Annotated in this window: 13 protein-coding genes; 8 read left to right on the top strand and 5 right to left on the bottom strand. The window is 62.4% G+C overall.

Annotated features, from left to right (window positions below; all coding sequences use genetic code 11):
- Positions 1-113: 113 nt before the first annotated feature.
- Positions 114-863: a UMP kinase gene (gene pyrH / locus WLQ66_RS05960; RefSeq protein WP_340545440.1), complete on the bottom strand. Its 750-nt coding sequence runs from the start codon at positions 861-863 to the stop codon at positions 114-116.
- Between the two features lie 146 nt (positions 864-1,009).
- Between pyrH and miaA the strand changes: the two genes are divergently transcribed.
- The 6 genes from miaA to WLQ66_RS05930 all read left to right on the top strand — a co-directional run bounded on the left by miaA (position 1,010) and on the right by WLQ66_RS05930 (position 9,934).
- A complete protein-coding gene (gene miaA / locus WLQ66_RS05955) occupies positions 1,010-1,882 on the top strand; it encodes a tRNA (adenosine(37)-N6)-dimethylallyltransferase MiaA (RefSeq protein ID WP_340545439.1) in 873 nt (290 codons plus the stop codon).
- 306 nt (positions 1,883-2,188) lie between these two features.
- Entirely contained in the window at positions 2,189-3,013 is an 825-nt protein-coding gene (locus tag WLQ66_RS05950; protein WP_340545438.1) for an AraC family transcriptional regulator, read from the top strand.
- 411 nt (positions 3,014-3,424) lie between these two features.
- A complete protein-coding gene (locus tag WLQ66_RS05945; protein ID WP_340545437.1) occupies positions 3,425-5,095 on the top strand; it encodes an ABC transporter substrate-binding protein in 1,671 nt (556 codons plus the stop codon).
- A gap of 139 nt (positions 5,096-5,234) precedes the next feature.
- The gene (locus WLQ66_RS05940) at positions 5,235-6,287 is read left to right on the top strand and encodes an ABC transporter permease (protein ID WP_340545436.1); all 1,053 of its coding nucleotides are present in this window, start codon (positions 5,235-5,237) and stop codon (positions 6,285-6,287) included.
- Between the two features lie 14 nt (positions 6,288-6,301).
- Entirely contained in the window at positions 6,302-7,744 is a 1,443-nt protein-coding gene (locus WLQ66_RS05935; RefSeq protein WP_340545435.1) for an ABC transporter permease, read from the top strand.
- A gap of 102 nt (positions 7,745-7,846) precedes the next feature.
- Positions 7,847-9,934 (top strand): dipeptide ABC transporter ATP-binding protein, encoded by a 2,088-nt coding sequence (locus WLQ66_RS05930; protein WP_340545434.1) that lies wholly within the window; start codon positions 7,847-7,849, stop codon positions 9,932-9,934.
- 27 nt (positions 9,935-9,961) lie between these two features.
- Here WLQ66_RS05930 and WLQ66_RS05925 read toward each other — a convergent pair whose 3' ends face one another.
- Positions 9,962-10,336, bottom strand: coding sequence for a hypothetical protein (locus WLQ66_RS05925; RefSeq protein ID WP_340545433.1), 375 nt, complete (start codon positions 10,334-10,336; stop codon positions 9,962-9,964).
- Positions 10,337-10,632: 296 nt separating this feature from the next.
- Entirely contained in the window at positions 10,633-11,217 is a 585-nt protein-coding gene (locus WLQ66_RS05920) for a lytic transglycosylase domain-containing protein (RefSeq protein WP_340545432.1), read from the bottom strand.
- 342 nt (positions 11,218-11,559) lie between these two features.
- Here WLQ66_RS05920 and ssb point away from each other — a divergent pair, with 342 nt between their 5' ends.
- Positions 11,560-12,087, top strand: coding sequence for a single-stranded DNA-binding protein (gene ssb, locus WLQ66_RS05915; RefSeq protein ID WP_340545431.1), 528 nt, complete (start codon positions 11,560-11,562; stop codon positions 12,085-12,087).
- 272 nt (positions 12,088-12,359) lie between these two features.
- Positions 12,360-14,585 carry a methyl-accepting chemotaxis protein gene (locus WLQ66_RS05910; RefSeq protein WP_340545430.1) on the top strand — a complete coding sequence of 742 codons (2,226 nt, stop codon included), beginning with the start codon at positions 12,360-12,362 and terminating at the stop codon, positions 14,583-14,585.
- A gap of 143 nt (positions 14,586-14,728) precedes the next feature.
- Here the strand turns inward: WLQ66_RS05910 and aroB are convergent, their stop codons facing one another.
- The gene (aroB, locus tag WLQ66_RS05905) at positions 14,729-15,856 is read right to left on the bottom strand and encodes a 3-dehydroquinate synthase (protein ID WP_374015288.1); all 1,128 of its coding nucleotides are present in this window, start codon (positions 15,854-15,856) and stop codon (positions 14,729-14,731) included.
- Positions 15,856-16,446 (bottom strand): shikimate kinase, encoded by a 591-nt coding sequence (locus tag WLQ66_RS05900; RefSeq protein WP_340545429.1) that lies wholly within the window; start codon positions 16,444-16,446, stop codon positions 15,856-15,858. Before WLQ66_RS05900 ends, aroB begins: the two co-directional genes overlap by 1 nt.
- Positions 16,447-16,473: the final 27 nt, after the last annotated feature.

The raw sequence follows: 16,473 nt of genomic DNA, 5'->3' as shown, positions 1-16,473 counted from the left end.
CCGCCGCCAGCGCCGCGCGCCACATGAAAAAACCGCGCGCCGGATCTCGATCCGGGCGCGCGGTTCATTGTGCATGTGGCAAGGGCAAGTGCGCCCCGCCCACCCCGACGCGGTTAGCCGTGAACCTTCGTGTAGGTCCCCTTGCCCGCCAGAATTCCCCGGAAGCCGCCCGGCTCATCCAGCGGGAACACCATCAGCGGCAGGTTGTTGTCGCGCGCCAGCGCAATGGCCGAGGCATCCATCACCTTCAACCGCTTGGCCAGAACCTCGTCGTAGCTGATGGTGTCATAACGCACCGCGTCGTCATGCTGCGCGGGATCCTTGTCATAGACACCATCGACGCCATTCTTACCCATAAAGATCGCCTCGCAGGCCATCTCATTGGCGCGCAGCGTGGCCGCGGTATCGGTGGTGAAATAGGGGTTGCCGGTGCCTGCGGCAAAAATGCAGACCCGTTTCTTTTCAAGGTGACGCACGGCGCGGCGGCGAATGTAGGGCTCGGCCACCTCATCCATGCGAATGGCCGAGATCACCCGGGTAAAGACACCCAGACCTTCCAGCGCCGACTGCATCGCCAGCGCATTCATCACCGTGGCCAGCATCCCCATATAGTCGGCCGTTGTCCGCTCCATCCCCTGGGCCGAGCCGGACAACCCGCGGAAGATATTGCCGCCGCCGATCACCATGCAGATCTCCACGCCCATGTCTCGCACGGATTTCACCTCCTGCGCGATGCGCTGGACGGTCGGCGGATGCAGGCCAAACCCCTGGTCCCCCATCAGCGCCTCGCCTGAGATTTTCAGCATCACACGTTTATAGGTTGCCGCCGGCGTGGCCTCCGGCTGATCGTTTGTAAGGGGCATGTTGCGCTCCGGAATATGACGGGGTTAATTTGCGCGCAAAATGAAGCAAATCGGCGGCAGGATCAATGCGGCCTGAGATGTTTTTCGGCGCCCCACCGCAGCAAAGCTCCGCGCGCCGCAGAACATCCAAAGAACAGGACGCCCGCATGACCACCGCAACCCAGCTGCCAGACATCCCGCCCCACCAGCCGGTGCTGATCGCCGGGCCAACCGCCTCCGGCAAATCGGCGCTGGCGCTTCAGATCGCCGAAGCTCAGGGCGGCGTGATCGTCAATGCCGATGCCAGTCAGGTCTATGACTGCTGGCGGGTGATCACCGCCCGCCCCTCCCCCGAGGAAGAGGCACAGGCCCCGCATCTGCTCTATGGCCACCAGCCTTATGACGCCGACTATTCCGTCGGGCATTGGCTGCGCGAGGTGCTGCCGCTGCTGGACCACGGCCCCCGTCCGATCATCGTCGGTGGCACCGGGCTTTATTTCAGCGCCCTCACGCAGGGCCTTGCGGAGATCCCTGCCACCCCGGCCGAGGTCCGGGCGCAGGCCGATCTGCTGTCGCTTGAGGATATGCGCGCGGCGCTGGATGCCGCGACGGCTGAGCGGATCGACCTTCTCAATCGCGCCCGGGTGCAGCGCGCCTATGAGGTGCTGACTGCGACCGGTCGTGGCCTGGCCGACTGGCAGGCCGAAACACCGCCGCCGCCGCTGCCACTGGATCGCTGCACCGCGATTGTTTTTGACACCGACAAGGACTGGCTCGAAGCGCGCATCCGCCGCCGCTTTGATGCGATGATGGAGGCCGGTGCGATGGAGGAGATTGCCGCCATGCAGGATCGCTATGATCCCGCGCTGCCCTCCTGCCGCGCAATTGGCGTGCCGGAGCTGATGGCGCATTACCTGGGCGCGATGACCGAGGCGGAGGCGCGGGAGCGGGCCTCGGTTGCGACCCGGCAGTTTGCCAAACGTCAGCGCACTTGGTTCCGCGCGCGAATGAAGCAGTGGACGCCCTACCGTCCGGCCTGAGGGCCGTCCGAACAGCCTCGAAAACACCGTCTGAACGCCGCCTTGGTACTGCCCGGCACCCCGGCTTGCGTCCGGTCGATAGCGCTTCCGCTGGCCAGAATGACATCGGCGGCACGGTGCGCGGAACAGATGTGGACAAAATGTCCAGATGACCGCGCGTCATACGCACATTGTTGCCCAAACCCCATGCAGAGACCTGCAATTCTATTAAATCCTTAAGCATTTTTCGGCAAAAACTTGCCAGAATCAATTTTTCATGTCCATTTGCGCCAACCGAAAATACGAGCATCACATATCAACCAGCCTATGCCTTTTGACCCCACCCATATCGGCGAGATCACAGTCGCACCGCTGTCGCAGCTGACTCCCGATGGGCCTTGGCAGGTCGAATTGGCACATGACCGCCCCGAAAATCTGCTGATCTGGATCACCCGTGGCCAGGGGCGGGTCTTTCTGAACGGGCAGCAGCGTGGCTTTGGCCCCAACAGCGCAATCTTTGTTCCGGCCGGGACCCTGTGGTCGCTGGAACTGGGGCGACAGTGCATCGGCCAGGTCATGAATGTGCCCACCTCGACCCCGATGGATTTCCCCGATGCCGCCGACACGCTGCGCATCCCCGATGCTCAGGATCAGGCGGTGATCAACAGCATGTTCCAGGCCATGCAGGCCGAACAGCAGGATCGCCCCGCGCTGTGGTATCGCGCGATGCAGGCCCATGGCACGCTGATCGCAATCCACATCCGCCGCCTGATGGCGGAACGCAGCAGCACCAGCGGCAAACCCACCGCTGCCCAGCGGCTGGCTCAGGGTTATTGCGGGCGCATTGTCGAATGCTATGCCCAACATGCCAGCATGGCCGATCATGCCGCCGCGCTGAATGTGACGCCAACACATCTGACCCGCGTCTGCAAATCCGAAACCGGCAAGACGGCGGGCGCTCTGCTGACCGAGCGCCAGCTGCACGCGGCGCGCAGCCTGCTGATCAACTCTGAATTGCCGATGCGCGATATCGCCTCGACCCTCGGTTTTGGCAGCGCCGCCTATTTCACCCGCTTCATCACCCAGCACACCGGTGAAACCCCAAGCCGTCTGCGCAAACAGGCGCGCGAAAAGCTGAAACGCGCCGCCTGAGATATCGGGCCGACACCAGATCTCCCCCGCACCGTGTCCACCGAGGGCGCAGCGACGCCGCGCCTGCGCGCCTGCCCCACCTCGCGCCGAATTCCCCAGCCCCTGGACCGCGCTAAACGTCCACGAGTCACCCCGGCCACAGACGCGCGGCCTACCGGCTAACTGTGCACATATGCCCAGTACTAAAACTTTCGGACTGGCCTCCCTTGGGGAAAAACACAAAACCGACACCAACAATGTCGCAAAAGTCATGTGAAACGTCGACTTCTTACATTGACCTCACCCGCGATCTGGGGCCGAATGATCAGACGGGGAAACAATCTTTGAACACAGCACCTCAAACGGCGCCAGCCAGCTCAGATGGCCCGCCGTTCCAAAAGCGAAAACTTGCGGTGCAACAGGGAGAGCCACATGACAAAAGACACCATCACCGGGACCGATATCCACCCGGCGGCAAAGATGTATGCGACAGAAACCCTTGCTGGGAAGATGGATCGACGCGAATTCATGGTCCGCGCCACCGCGCTTGGCGTCAGTTCGGCTGCGGCATACGGCCTCCTTGGGCTTGACGCCCCTGTTCAGGCCGCAGGTCATGAACAGACCGGCGGCACCCTGCGCATGCAGATGGAAGTGCGCGCCCTGAAGGATCCGCGCACCTATGACTGGGCGCAGATCGCAACCTTTACCTCCGGCTGGCTGGAATTCCTGGTTGAATACAACAGCGATGGCTCCTTTGAGCCGCTGCTGCTGGAAAGCTGGGACGTCAACGAAAACGCGACCGAGTTCACCCTGCATGTCCGCAAAGGGGTGAAGTGGAACAATGGCGACGATTTCACCGCAGAGGACGTGGCCCGCAACATCACCGGCTGGTGCGACAAGAGCGTCGAGGGCAACTCGATGGCAGGCCGTATGGCGTCGCTGATCGACGCGGAGACCGGCCAAGCCGCCGAAGGCGCCATCACCGTTGTCGACAGCCATACCGTGCTGCTGAAAACCAACACCCCGGACATCACCATCATTCCGGGGATGGCTGATTATCCCGCGCAGATCACCCATGCCAGCCATACCGGCGACACCATGCTGGAGAACCCCATCGGCACCGGCTACATGCTGCCTGAGTCGATGGAAGTCGGCGTGAAAGGCGTCCTCGTACGCAACGAAGACCACGAATGGTGGGGCACCGCAGCGGGCAAAGGCGGCTATCTGGACCGGATCGAATTCATTGATTACGGCACCGATCCGGCGTCGTTCCTGGCGGCCTATGAGGCCGAAGAAATTGATATGAACTGGGAATCCGTGGGGGAATACGTCGATATCTTTGACGGCATCGGCCTGAACCGCTCGGAAATCGCCTCCGGCTTCACCATCGTGATCCGCCCCAACCAGCTGGCCGAGGTCAACGGCACCAAGCCTTATGCCGACAAGCGCGTGCGCCAGGCGATTGCCATGGCGGTGGACAACACCGTCTGCCTTGAACTGGGCATGTCCGGCTATGGCATTCCGGCAGACAACTGCCATGTCGGCCCGATGCACCCCGAACATGACCCGACTGTGACGCGGCTGCCGTTTGACCCGGCCAAGGCCAAGGCGCTGATGGAAGAGGCAGGCATGCTCGATTATGAGCACGAGCTGCACTCCATCGACGACGACTGGCGCCGCAACACGACCGACGCGGTCGCAGCCCAGCTGCGTGACGCGGGCTTCAAGGTCAAACGGACCATTCTGCCCGGCTCGACCTTCTGGAACGACTGGGCGAAATACCCGTTCAGCTCCACCAACTGGAACCACCGCCCGCTCGGCACCCAGGTTCTGGGACTGGCTTACCGCTCCGGCGAAGCCTGGAACGAAGCCGGTTTTGCGAATGAAGAGTTCGACAGCCTGCTGGCCGAAGCCAACGCACTTGCAGATGTCGATAAACGGCGCGAAGTCATGGCCAAGCTACAGGCCATCATGATTGACGAAGGCGTTACCATCCAGCCCTTCTGGCGGACCGCCATCCGCCACCACACCGACAATGTGGTCGGCGTCGACAAGCACATCGCCGATCTGCCCCAGATCTACAAATGGGCTTTCAAGGCCTGATCTGACACAGCGGGCCGCGCCGCACGGCGCGGCCCAAAGCTTCTGGCCGCAAGAAAACGCTCAAAAGCCTGGCAGGCCGCCGACTGCGGCCTGACCATTGGCCTAACTCAAGGCGTACAGCCACCAACGGGAGCATTCCATGGGACTGTTCATCCTCAGGCGCGTCGGGATCATGATCCTGACCGCGCTCTGCCTGACCTTCATCGTCTTCACGCTGACCAATCTCTACCCGAACCTTGAAAAACTCGCCAAGACCCAAGGCAACTTCCGCATGTCGGACGAGGCGGTCGCCAGCTGGCTGGAAAAGGGAGGGTATCTGCAACCGATGCCGGTGAAATACGGCCAATGGCTGGGAGTGCTGCCGGGCTGGACCACGGTGACAGATGAGGGGACCACAGGGCGCTGCATCACCGGGGTTCAACCCGCCGAAGAGGCCGCAGCTGCCCCACGTTTCTGCGGCATTCTTCAGGGCGACTGGGGCCATTCGAGCGTTTTCAAGGATGATGTCAGTTCCATCATTGCAACGCGCCTTGGCAATACCGGTTTTCTGATGATGTGGGTGCTGATCCTGATGGTGCCCTCGGCGCTCTTGATCGGGATCCTGGCCGGGATGCGCGAAGGCTCCGTCACGGACCGCACACTGTCAACCGCCTCGATCCTGACCACGGCAACCCCGGAATATGTCTCCGGTGTGATCTTCATGGCGGTCTTCACCTCCTCTGCCGTTGGCTTGAAATGGTTCAAGGGCACCGCAAATTCGGCGATGGTCGACGCCAATTTCGAAAACTTCTTCCTGCCGGTACTGACCATCGCCCTTTATGGCATCGGCTACATCGCCCGGATGACCCGCGCCTCCATGACCGAGGTGATGACCGCACAGTATATCCGTACCGCCCGGCTCAAGGGCGTCAGTTTTCCAAAAATCGTCATGCGTCACGCGCTGCGGAATGCGCTGATCGCCCCCTTCACGGTGATCATGCTGCAGTTTCCCTGGCTGCTGAACGGCGTGGTGATTGTCGAGACCCTGTTCAACTACAAGGGCTTCGGCTGGGCGCTGGTCGAGGCGGCTGGCAATAATGACATCGAACTGCTCTTGGGGATTTCGGTGGTCTCTGTCGTTGTCGTGCTGCTCACGCAGCTGATTTCCGACATTGGCTATGTCTATCTCAATCCCCGTATCCGGATTTCCTGAAGGAGGAACGCAGCATGGACCCTCTCAGCTGGACCGGAAGTCTTGCCTTTCTGAACCCGGTGCTGATCCTTGCCCTGGTGGCACTGGCGCTCTGCATCATTGCCTGGCTGGTGCTCAGCATCGTCACGGTCAGCCCGACAACAATGATCAACGCCCATGGCAGCGCCGGTCTCGCGACCACACCCGATGTGCTGGCCGGCAGGGCGGTGCGCCTCAGCTTTCTTGCGGTGATCGGACTGATCCTGATCTATATCCTCTTCGGCGTGCTGTTTGGCGCCAGCGGCGGCATCGTCGGTGCCATGGCGCGGCTGCTGCTGCCGGTCTGGATCGCGCTGGTGGTGCTGTTTGCGGTGTCGATGACCTTCAAGCGGCGGCTCGGTCTTTATGGCAAGCTGTTCGACAGCCCAATCGGTATGATCGGCTTTGCGCTGGTGATGTTCTGGGTCTTTACCGGTGTGCTGGGCGCGATGGATCTGATCTCACCGCACGACCCGCTGACCCAGGTCAGTGGCCTCAAGAACAAGCTGCCCGGCACCCCCCTGCCCGGCGCCGAGGCCGACAGTGGCATTGCGGCCTGGTATCTGCTTGGCGGTGACAACCTGGCGCGCGACGTCTTCAGCCGCCTGATAGACGGCGCCTGGGTGGTGGTGCAGATCGCGCCGCTGGCCACGGTGTTTGCCTTTATGGTGGGGATCACGCTGGGGCTGCCTGCGGGCTATTACGGCGGCCTGTGGGACACGGTGCTGTCCTTCCTCGCCAACCTGATCCTGGCCTTCCCGGTGATCCTGCTGTTCTACCTGCTGGTCACCCCGGAGATCATCGCAACCGGGCTGCCGCAATATATCGCCGTGGTGCTCTTTGCCTTTCCGCTGATCTTTGTCGGGGTGCTGATCCACTCGCGCTTCCGCACCCGGCCGCAGCACAGCGCGCTCTGGCTGGCCGTCGTGCTGATCCCGGGCCTGCTGGGCTATCTGTCGCTGATCAATGAGGCGGGATCCAAGATTACCTTCTGGCCGCTCGATCTCTTTGACGTGCCGGGCGGTATTCTGGTGGTCTTTGTCTCGGTTGTCTTTGTCAATTCGCCCACCGTGTTCCGCATCGTGCGCGGGCTCACCATGGACATCAAGACCCGCGACTATGTCGCCGCCGCCCAGACCCGGGGGGAACGGCCCTGGTACATCATGCTGTGGGAAATCCTGCCCAATGCGCGCGGGCCGCTGATCGTCGATTTCTGCCTGCGCATCGGTTATACCACCATCCTCCTCGGCACGCTGGGCTTTTTCGGACTGGGCCTGCCACCGGAAAGCCCTGACTGGGGCAGCACCATCAACGACGGGCGCAAGCTGCTGTCGGTCTACCTGCACCCGCCGCTGCCGCCGGCCCTGGCGCTGCTGAGCCTGGTTCTGGGGCTGAACCTCCTGGCCGATGGCCTGCGCGAAGAAAGCCTGCGCGATTGATCCGAACCGGTCGGACCGGGGGCCAGCCCCCGGACCCCCGGGATATTTTGGGGCCAGAAGAAGGGCAGACCACCCTTCCAGCTCCAACAGGGAGATAAGACGATGAACAAACTGGCAGATTATGACGGCCCGATCCTCGAAATCGACAAGCTGTCGATCTCCTTTTTCACCCGGTTGCGCGAAATTCCGGCGGTGATGGATTTCTCCGTCACCGTGCAGCCCGGCGAGGCGGTGGGGCTGGTCGGGGAATCGGGCTGCGGCAAATCCACAGTGGCGCTTGGCGTGATGCAGGATCTGGGCAAGAACGGCCGCATCACCGGCGGCTCCATCAAGTTCAAGGGCCGCGATCTGAGCGAGATGAGCGCCGAAGAGCTGCGCGATGTGCGCGGCAATGAGATCGCGATGATCTATCAGGAGCCGATGGCCTCGCTCAATCCGGCGATGAAGATCGGCAAGCAGCTGATGGAAGTGCCGATGATCCACGAGGGCGTCAGCAAGGAAGAGGCCTATCGGCGCGCGCTGGAGGTGGTGAGCGATGTCCGCCTGCCCGACCCTGAGCGGATGCTGAATTCCTTTCCGCATCAGCTGTCGGGCGGCCAGCAGCAGCGTATCGTGATCGCCATGGCCTTGATGTCGAAACCGGCGCTGCTGATCCTTGATGAGCCGACCACCGCGCTCGACGTGACGGTGGAGGCCGCCGTGGTCGAGCTGGTAAAGGATCTGGGCAAGAAATACGGCACTTCAATGCTGTTCATCAGCCACAACCTCGGGCTGGTGCTGGAAACCTGCGACCGGCTCTGTGTGATGTATTCCGGCGAGGCGGTGGAGCGCGGCTCCATCCATGATGTGTTCGACGAGATGCAGCATCCCTATACCCAGGCGCTGTTCCGCTCGATCCCGCTGCCCGGCGCGGATAAGAATGCCCGCCCCCTGGTGGCGATCCCCGGCAATTTCCCGCTGCCCCACGAACGCCCGCCCGGCTGCAACTTCGGCCCGCGCTGCGACTATTTCGTGGCCGGGCGCTGTGATGCCCAGGATATTCCGATGGCAGCCGTCCATGGCAACGACCGCCACCATACCCGCTGTCTGCGCCATGATGAAATCGACTGGAACGCCCCGATTGCCGCCGCTGTGCAAAAGGAAAAACCCGAGGTCGGCAAGGTGGTCCTGAAAATCGACAATCTGCGCAAATATTACGAGGTCTCGGCCAATGCGCTGTTTGACAGCGGCGCGCGCAAGGTGGTGAAGGCCAACGAAACCCTGAGCTTCGAGGCCCGGGAGAGTGAGACCCTGGCCATCGTCGGCGAGAGCGGCTGCGGCAAATCCACCTTTGCCAAGGTGCTGATGGGGCTGGAGACCGCGACCGATGGCGCCATCGAACTGGATGGCAAGAATATCGAAGCCACCCCGATCGAACAGCGCGACACCCGCACGGTGTCCGATGTGCAGATGGTGTTTCAGAACCCGTTCGACACGCTGAACCCCTCGATGACCGTGGGCCGTCAGATCATGCGGGCGCTGGAAATCTTTGGCATCGGCGACAGCACGGCGGCGCGCCGGGAGCGGATGCTGGAGCTGCTGGATCTGGTCAAGCTGCCGCGGGCCTTTGCCGACCGGATGCCGCGCCAGCTGTCAGGCGGGCAGAAACAGCGCGTCGGCATTGCCCGCGCCTTTGCCGGTGGCGCCCGCATCGTGGTGGCGGATGAGCCGGTCTCGGCGCTGGATGTCTCGGTGCAGGCGGCGGTCACCGATCTTCTGATGGAAATCCAGCGCAAGGAGAAGACAACGCTCCTGTTCATCTCCCACGACCTCAGCATTGTGCGCTATCTCAGCGACCGGGTGATGGTGATGTATCTCGGCCATGTGGTGGAACTGGGCACCACCGATCAGGTCTTTGCCCCGCCCTATCACCCCTATACAGAGGCGCTGCTGAGCGCCGTGCCGATCGCCGATACCTCGGTTGAGAAACGCCATATCGTGCTGGAAGGCGATATTCCCTCGGCGATGAACCCGCCGCCCGGCTGCCCGTTTCAGACCCGCTGCCGCTGGAAGTCGAAGGTGGCCGATGGGCTCTGCGAACGCGAGGTTCCGCCGGTCCGAACCCTTGCGGGGGGCCATCAGGTGAAATGCCATCTCGACGATGCCGAACTGGCCCAGATGGAACCGGTGATCAAAATCGCCGCCGAGTGATCGGCGGTCAGGGCGCCTGCGAAACGATCAGCCCAGCAGCAGCATCACGATGATCAGCAGGTTCATCGAGGCAAACTGCATCAGTCGCGGCATATCGTGGCGGCGCAGCACCGCATAGGCGGCCAGCGCAATAGAGGCCGCCGCCCCGGCGAGAGAGGCGCCGCCGATCAGCAGCCCGATCTGGCCGGTATTGGGTCCCCAGGGCGCGCCGGGCGTATAGATCCCCTTGAGGCCGACACCGATCAGGATGCCCAGAATGGCGCCCGCCAGCGTGAACTCCACGCCACGGATCGCCAGCGGCGCGCGGTCGGCAATCACACTGTCAACGATCTGCGGCGACGGGCCGGACTGGGGCTGCCATTGCATCTGGTTCAGGCGTTCGTCGAAGCGTTTGAAAGACACCGGGATATTCCTCTTCTGAAGCTTCCGATTAGTTGCCAAGAGATTAAGGCAACTTTCTGGCAGCCAGACGGAGTTAACGCGGCATTAAGGAAGATTATCAGCGTATTAATGCCGATCCCCCGGACAATCGGCAAGCTGCTGCCGAAACTGCGTAGAATTTCAGATTTGAAGCTCAGATTTCAAACAGACAAAACACGCAGACCCCCGGTCAATTGCGCGCGCCCCCAGCGCGCAGGCTCGGCGTGGTCCGGCTGCTGCGCTACGGTCACTCTGGCGCAATCCCCTGCCGGAGAGGCTTAGCTGCCCCAGATCTTCTTCACGTAGTTCTGGGTCTCGCGGTAGGGCGGCACACCGCCATGTTTGCGCACCGCTTCGGGGCCTGCGTTATAGGCCGCCAGCGCCAGCCGCCAGGATCCGAACTTGCGGTATTGCCGGGCGAGATAGCGCGCGCCACCTTCCAGGTTCTGCCTGGGATCGGTGGCGTCCACCCCAAGCGCCTTGGCGGTGGCGGGCATCAGCTGTGCCAGCCCCAGCGCGCCCTTGTGGGATTTTGCCGTCGGGTTCCAGCCGCTTTCCTGCTGCACCAGTCGCAGAAACAGATCCTCCGGCACGCCGTGTTTCTGCGCCGCGGCCCGCGCAATGTTCAGATACTGGCCCCGATATTTGCCACTATACGGCAGGCTGCCGTGTTTGGAGGGCGTATGGATGGTGGGCGGTTGCAGGCGGATCGAATTCTTGTACTGCCCGGCAGCGCGCTCATCCAGAACCCGCGCGTGCGAGGCAAACAGCTTGCGCTGGCTCTTTGTGCTGAACATATCTGCCGTTGCCATCTGGCCCGATACAACACCGGCCAGCGTGACCCCCACCAACAGCCTACGCATAAAACGCCCTGCCCTGTCCCTGATTTTCCGTATCCTGGATTGCGCGAAACTATATCCGGATTGACTAAAAAGAAAAGAACCTTCGCGTTTCCTGCGGCTGCGGCCGGTGATGCGGGCGCCTCTCGCGCAAAATATGAGGATGACCTCAGATATCGCCGCCAGCCGACTTTCATGTGGCGACCCGGAGCGGTAGTGTGGCCGCCAACCCGGCGCGACCAGATTCGGACCGGACAGATTTCATACCCCGACGGGGCCCGCCGAAACCGCTGAGCTGGAGGGGTAGACCTCCCGGCTTTTGCTGATTTTCGCGACTCCGAACGACCAGACCAAGAGGACAGACCCATGGCAGGCTCAGTCAACAAAGTAATCCTGATCGGCAACCTCGGCCGTGATCCCGAAGTGCGCAGTTTCCAGAACGGCGGCAAGGTCTGCAACCTGCGGATCGCAACCTCCGAGACCTGGAAAGACCGCAACACCGGCGAGCGTCGCGAAAAAACCGAATGGCATTCGGTCGCGATCTTCTCCGAAGGTCTGGTGCGCGTGGCAGAACAATATCTGCGCAAAGGCTCCAAGGTCTATATCGAGGGCCAGCTGCAGACCCGCAAATGGCAGGACCAGAGCGGCCAGGACCGCTACTCGACAGAGGTGGTCTTGCAGGGCATCGGCGGCACGCTGACCATGCTTGATGGCCGCAACGAAGGCGGCCAGGGTGGTGGCAGCGGCTATGGTGGCGGTCAGGGCGGCGGCAGCTATGGCGGCGGCGGTGGCTACGACAGCGGCCCCAGCGGCGGCGGTCAGGGCGGCGGCTTCGGCGGCGGCAACCAGGGCGGCGCATCGCATAATATCGACGATGACGAGATCCCGTTCTAAGGGCGAATCACAGTCACGAACCGGCGCCAGAAGCCCGGTCGAATGGTGTTTTTCCTGCGCAGACCTCCATCGGTCTGCGCATTTTTTTTGCAAAACCCTTAGTTCCCATAGCGATAGCGGCGGCGATTGATCCCAGCCAATGACCAGCAAAACAAGGCGATTTTGAATTCATCTTTTATCTAAAATCTCTATCGGGCGATAAAATACATATTCTATTAGCACCTCGAACCTACGGTTTTGCGGACCGATAACGTTAAGCCGGAGCGTAGAGTATGATCAGCCGACTGTTGCAGCGTATGTCCATCCGGGCAAAGATTATGACCCTCATCGGGTTGCCTCTCCTTATTATTATCGGGATATCCGGCGCGGTGCTGTACACGCTGAACAAACGGGCGAGTTTCGACACCACTCTGACCCGGGACATCATGCTGACCGCGAGCGAGCTGGTTCATAATCTACAGCTGGAGCGCGGCATGTCTGCGGAGTTCCTCTCCACCGAGGCGACCGCGCTCCCTGCCCGGCTGGAAACCCAGCGCCAGACATCGCAGGAGTTGCGCGAGCATATGCTGGAGGTGATCGAAACCGCCGATCTGTCACAGTTGCACGACAACACGCGTGTCTTCGTCAGTCTCGCCCATGACGAGCTGGAAGCCCTGGATGACATGCGCCTCAAGATCGCGGATCGGGCCATCAGCGCGCCGGAAGCGGTCGAATTCTACAGCAAACTGAACCTCCACCTGCTGGAAACCGCCCTTGCCTTTGAGGTGCTGGTCCACGACACCGAACTGGCCGAGCGTGCGATGGCCTTTACCTATTTTCAGATGGCCAAAGACGCCTATGGCATCCAGCGTGCGGTCGGTGCCCAGGGCTTCGCCAATGGCTGGACCGAAAACCTGCAATCACGGATGCTCATTTCCTATATGCAGTCAAAAGAACGCATGCGCGTTTTCCATGAGCTGTCCGACAGCGAAAGCGTCGAGCTTTTTGACGGGCAGGCCGCAGGCGAAACCTATCAGACCTTTGCGAATATCCGGTCGGATGTGCTCGCCGGTCGCACCCCTCAGGACCTGACCGCCGAGGAGTGGTTCGAGATCGCCACCAATGCGATTGAGATTGTCAAAGAGGTCGAAACCGAGATCCGCGATCAGCTGATGGCCGATTTCGAGGCTTTCGACAGGTTCAACAACAATGCCTTCTACCAGACGCTGGCTGGCCTCTCCTTTGTGATCGTGGCGATAAGCCTTGGCGCGCTGGTGATGGCCCGCGATATCGCAGGCGGGGTGCGGATGGTAACCACCGCGCTGGAGCGCATCAGCTCCGGTGAGCTGGAGATCGACATCTCCGGCAAATCGCGCAAGGACGAGATCGGCAATATCGCGCGACAGGCCGAAATCCTGCGCGGTCACGCCCTCGAAAAACGCGCGGCCGATGATCATCTGGACCGCGCGATGGCCGAACAGAAACTGGTCTCCGACGCCATCGCCGAAGCGCTGAGCCAACTCAGCAACAAGGTTCTGGTCTACCGTCTGAAAGACCATTTCCCCGAAGATTTCAAAAGCCTGCGCATGGATTTCAACGAACTGGCCGCCTCGCTACAGGATGCCATGAGCACCGTCCGCAGCGCCGCCCTGTCGGTTGGCGACGACAGCCAGACCATTGCCGCCAATATGGATGATCTGTCCCGGCGCACCGAATCGCAGGCCGCCGCGCTCGAACGCTCCACCCATGCCATGAACGAGATCACCACCAGCGTTGGCGAATCCGCCAGCAACGCCAAGGAGGCCGAGACCATTGCCGGCACCACTCAGGACAAGGTCAACGATTGCGAAGAGATCGTTCAGAAAACGGTGACCGCGATGGAGGAGATCCGCGCCTCCTCCGACGAGATTTCCCAGATCACCAAGGTGATTGAGGATATCGCCTTCCAGACCAATCTGCTGGCGCTCAATGCCGGGGTCGAGGCGGCGCGCGCCGGTGAGGCCGGTCGCGGATTCGCGGTGGTCGCCAGCGAGGTGCAGCGGCTGGCACAGCGCTGCTCCGATGCGGTGTCGCAGATCGACGAAATCACCGCCCGCAGCTCGGCGCAGGTCAATACCGGATCCAGCCTCGTCGGCTCTGCCGGCAGCGCCATGTCCGAGGTCAGCACCCAGGTGAGCGCGATTTCCGAACTGATCGTCTCGATTGCAAAGGGGCTGGAGACCCAGTCGACCCAGCTGAGCGAGGTGAACCACGCCGTCGGCGAGATGGAACAGATGACGCAGACCAATGCCGCCATGACCGAGGAGACCACCGCCTCGGCCACGCAGCTGTTCCAGCAGGCACGCGAGCTGAACACGATGATCGGCGCCTTTCAGCTGGAAGGCACAGCAGCCCCCGCCTCAGCGCAGGAGGAGCACAGCGACGCAGAGATGGCGGCGCAGATGGCCGCCGCCGCCGAGCATGACGCCGCAGATATCGAAGCTGGCGTTGACGACGACGACGAATCCTGGGTCGCCTGATCCTCAGGCCAGCCAGGCCAGATCCTCATCCGGCATATGACACAGCCCCCGCCATGGCAGGGGCTGTCGTCAGTTGAACGGCGTGCCGAGCAGCGCGCCGTCACGTCGGGATCAGGTCTGGGCCAGCGCCGCCGCTCAGGCCGTCACCGCTGCGCCAGCGCCTCGCGCAGCACCTCCAGCACCGCCTCCGGCGGCACGTCCCCGGTGACAAAAGCATGGCCGATGCCGCGCGCCAGAATGAACCGCAGCTGGCCATCGACCACCTTCTTGTCCTGCCCCATCAGCGCCAGCAGCGCCTCGGCATCCGGCAGGTCGCCGGGGATATCGGCGAGGTCGGTCTTCATCCCCATCGCCTTCAGATGCGCCCGCACCCGGCTGGGGTCTTCCTGGCTGCACAGGCCCAACCGCGCCGACAGCTCAAACGCCAGCGCGCAGCCGATCGCCACCCCTTCGCCATGCAGCAGCCGGTCACCATATCCGGTGGCCGCCTCCAGCGCATGACAGAAGGTATGGCCAAGATTAAGCAGCGCGCGGTCGCCCTGTTCGGTCTCGTCACGCACCACGATATCGGCCTTCATCTGCACCGAGCGGGTCACCGCCTCCACCCGTGCCGCGCGCGCACCGGCCGCCAATGTCGGCCCCTGCGCCTCCAGCCAGTCGAAAAACGCCGCATCCCCCAGCAGCCCGTATTTGACCACCTCGCCATAGCCGGCCAGAAAATCGCGCGGCGTCAGCGTGCTCAGCAGCGCGGTATCCGCCAGCACCAGCGAGGGCTGATGAAAGGCCCCGATCAGGTTCTTGCCCTGCGGCGCATTGATGCCGGTCTTGCCGCCGACGGAGCTGTCGACCTGCGCCAGCAGCGACGTCGGGATCTGCACAAACCGCACCCCGCGGCGCAACACAGCCGCCGCAAACCCGGCCAGATCGCCGATGACGCCGCCGCCAAAGGCGATGACGATGTCATTGCGCTCGACCTTCTGCTCCAGCAGCCATTCCACAGCGCGGCTGAACTGCGGCCAGCCCTTGGTGCTTTCTCCGGGGGGCAGCGCCAGCGCCGCCATCTCGATGCCCGCTTCCGCTAGCCCGGCCTGCAAGGCCTCCAGATGATGCGCAGCCACCGTCTCATCGGTCAGCACCGCCACTTTCGGACGGCGCAGCAATGGTTTCAGCCGCGCGCCCACATCCGCAAGAAGATCCGGCCCGATCACCACGTCATAGGCCCGCTCGCCCAGGTCGACATGCACAACCCGTTCCAAGCTGAACTGCACCATCATATCCACTCCAGCACGTCCGGGCGGGCGCGCAGCGCCTCGATCACCCGGTTCACCATTTCATCTATCGACGCCTGCCCGTCCGACACCACGGTCAGATCCGCCTGCGCATAATAAGGCACCCGTTCATGATAGAGCGCCGACAGCGTCGCATGGGGATCCTTGGTGCGCAGCAGGGGCCGCGTGTCGCGGTGTTTGACCCGGTTCCACAGCACCTCAAGATCCGCATTCAGCCAGATCGCGACCCCGCGTTCGGAGATGATCCTGCGGTTTTCCTCGGCCAGGAACGCACCACCGCCGGTGGACAGCACGCCACGCTCCTCATCCAGAAGACGCCGGATGACCTGGCGCTCCTTCTGCCGAAAGAACGGCTCGCCATCGCGGGCAAAGATTTCGGGAATGGTGCGGTTGGCCGCGGCCTCGATTTCGTGATCGCTGTCCAGAAACGGGGCCTTCAGACGGGCAGCAAGGGCCCGGCCCACGGCCGTCTTCCCTGCCCCCATCATCCCCACCATGACGATGGTCTTCTTCAGCGCTCCGGGCACCCGGCGGTCACCCGCGCCACTGAGTGTTTGCTCTTTTTCGCTCATTCTTCAGTGAATGACGTGATATTGCTA

This window comes from Phaeobacter sp. A36a-5a, assembly GCF_037911135.1.
GTDB classification, from domain to species: Bacteria; Pseudomonadota; Alphaproteobacteria; order Rhodobacterales; family Rhodobacteraceae; genus Phaeobacter; species Phaeobacter bryozoorum.
The sequence above is the reverse complement of the archived record's forward strand: the minus strand, read 5'-3'. Positions and strand labels throughout refer to the sequence as shown.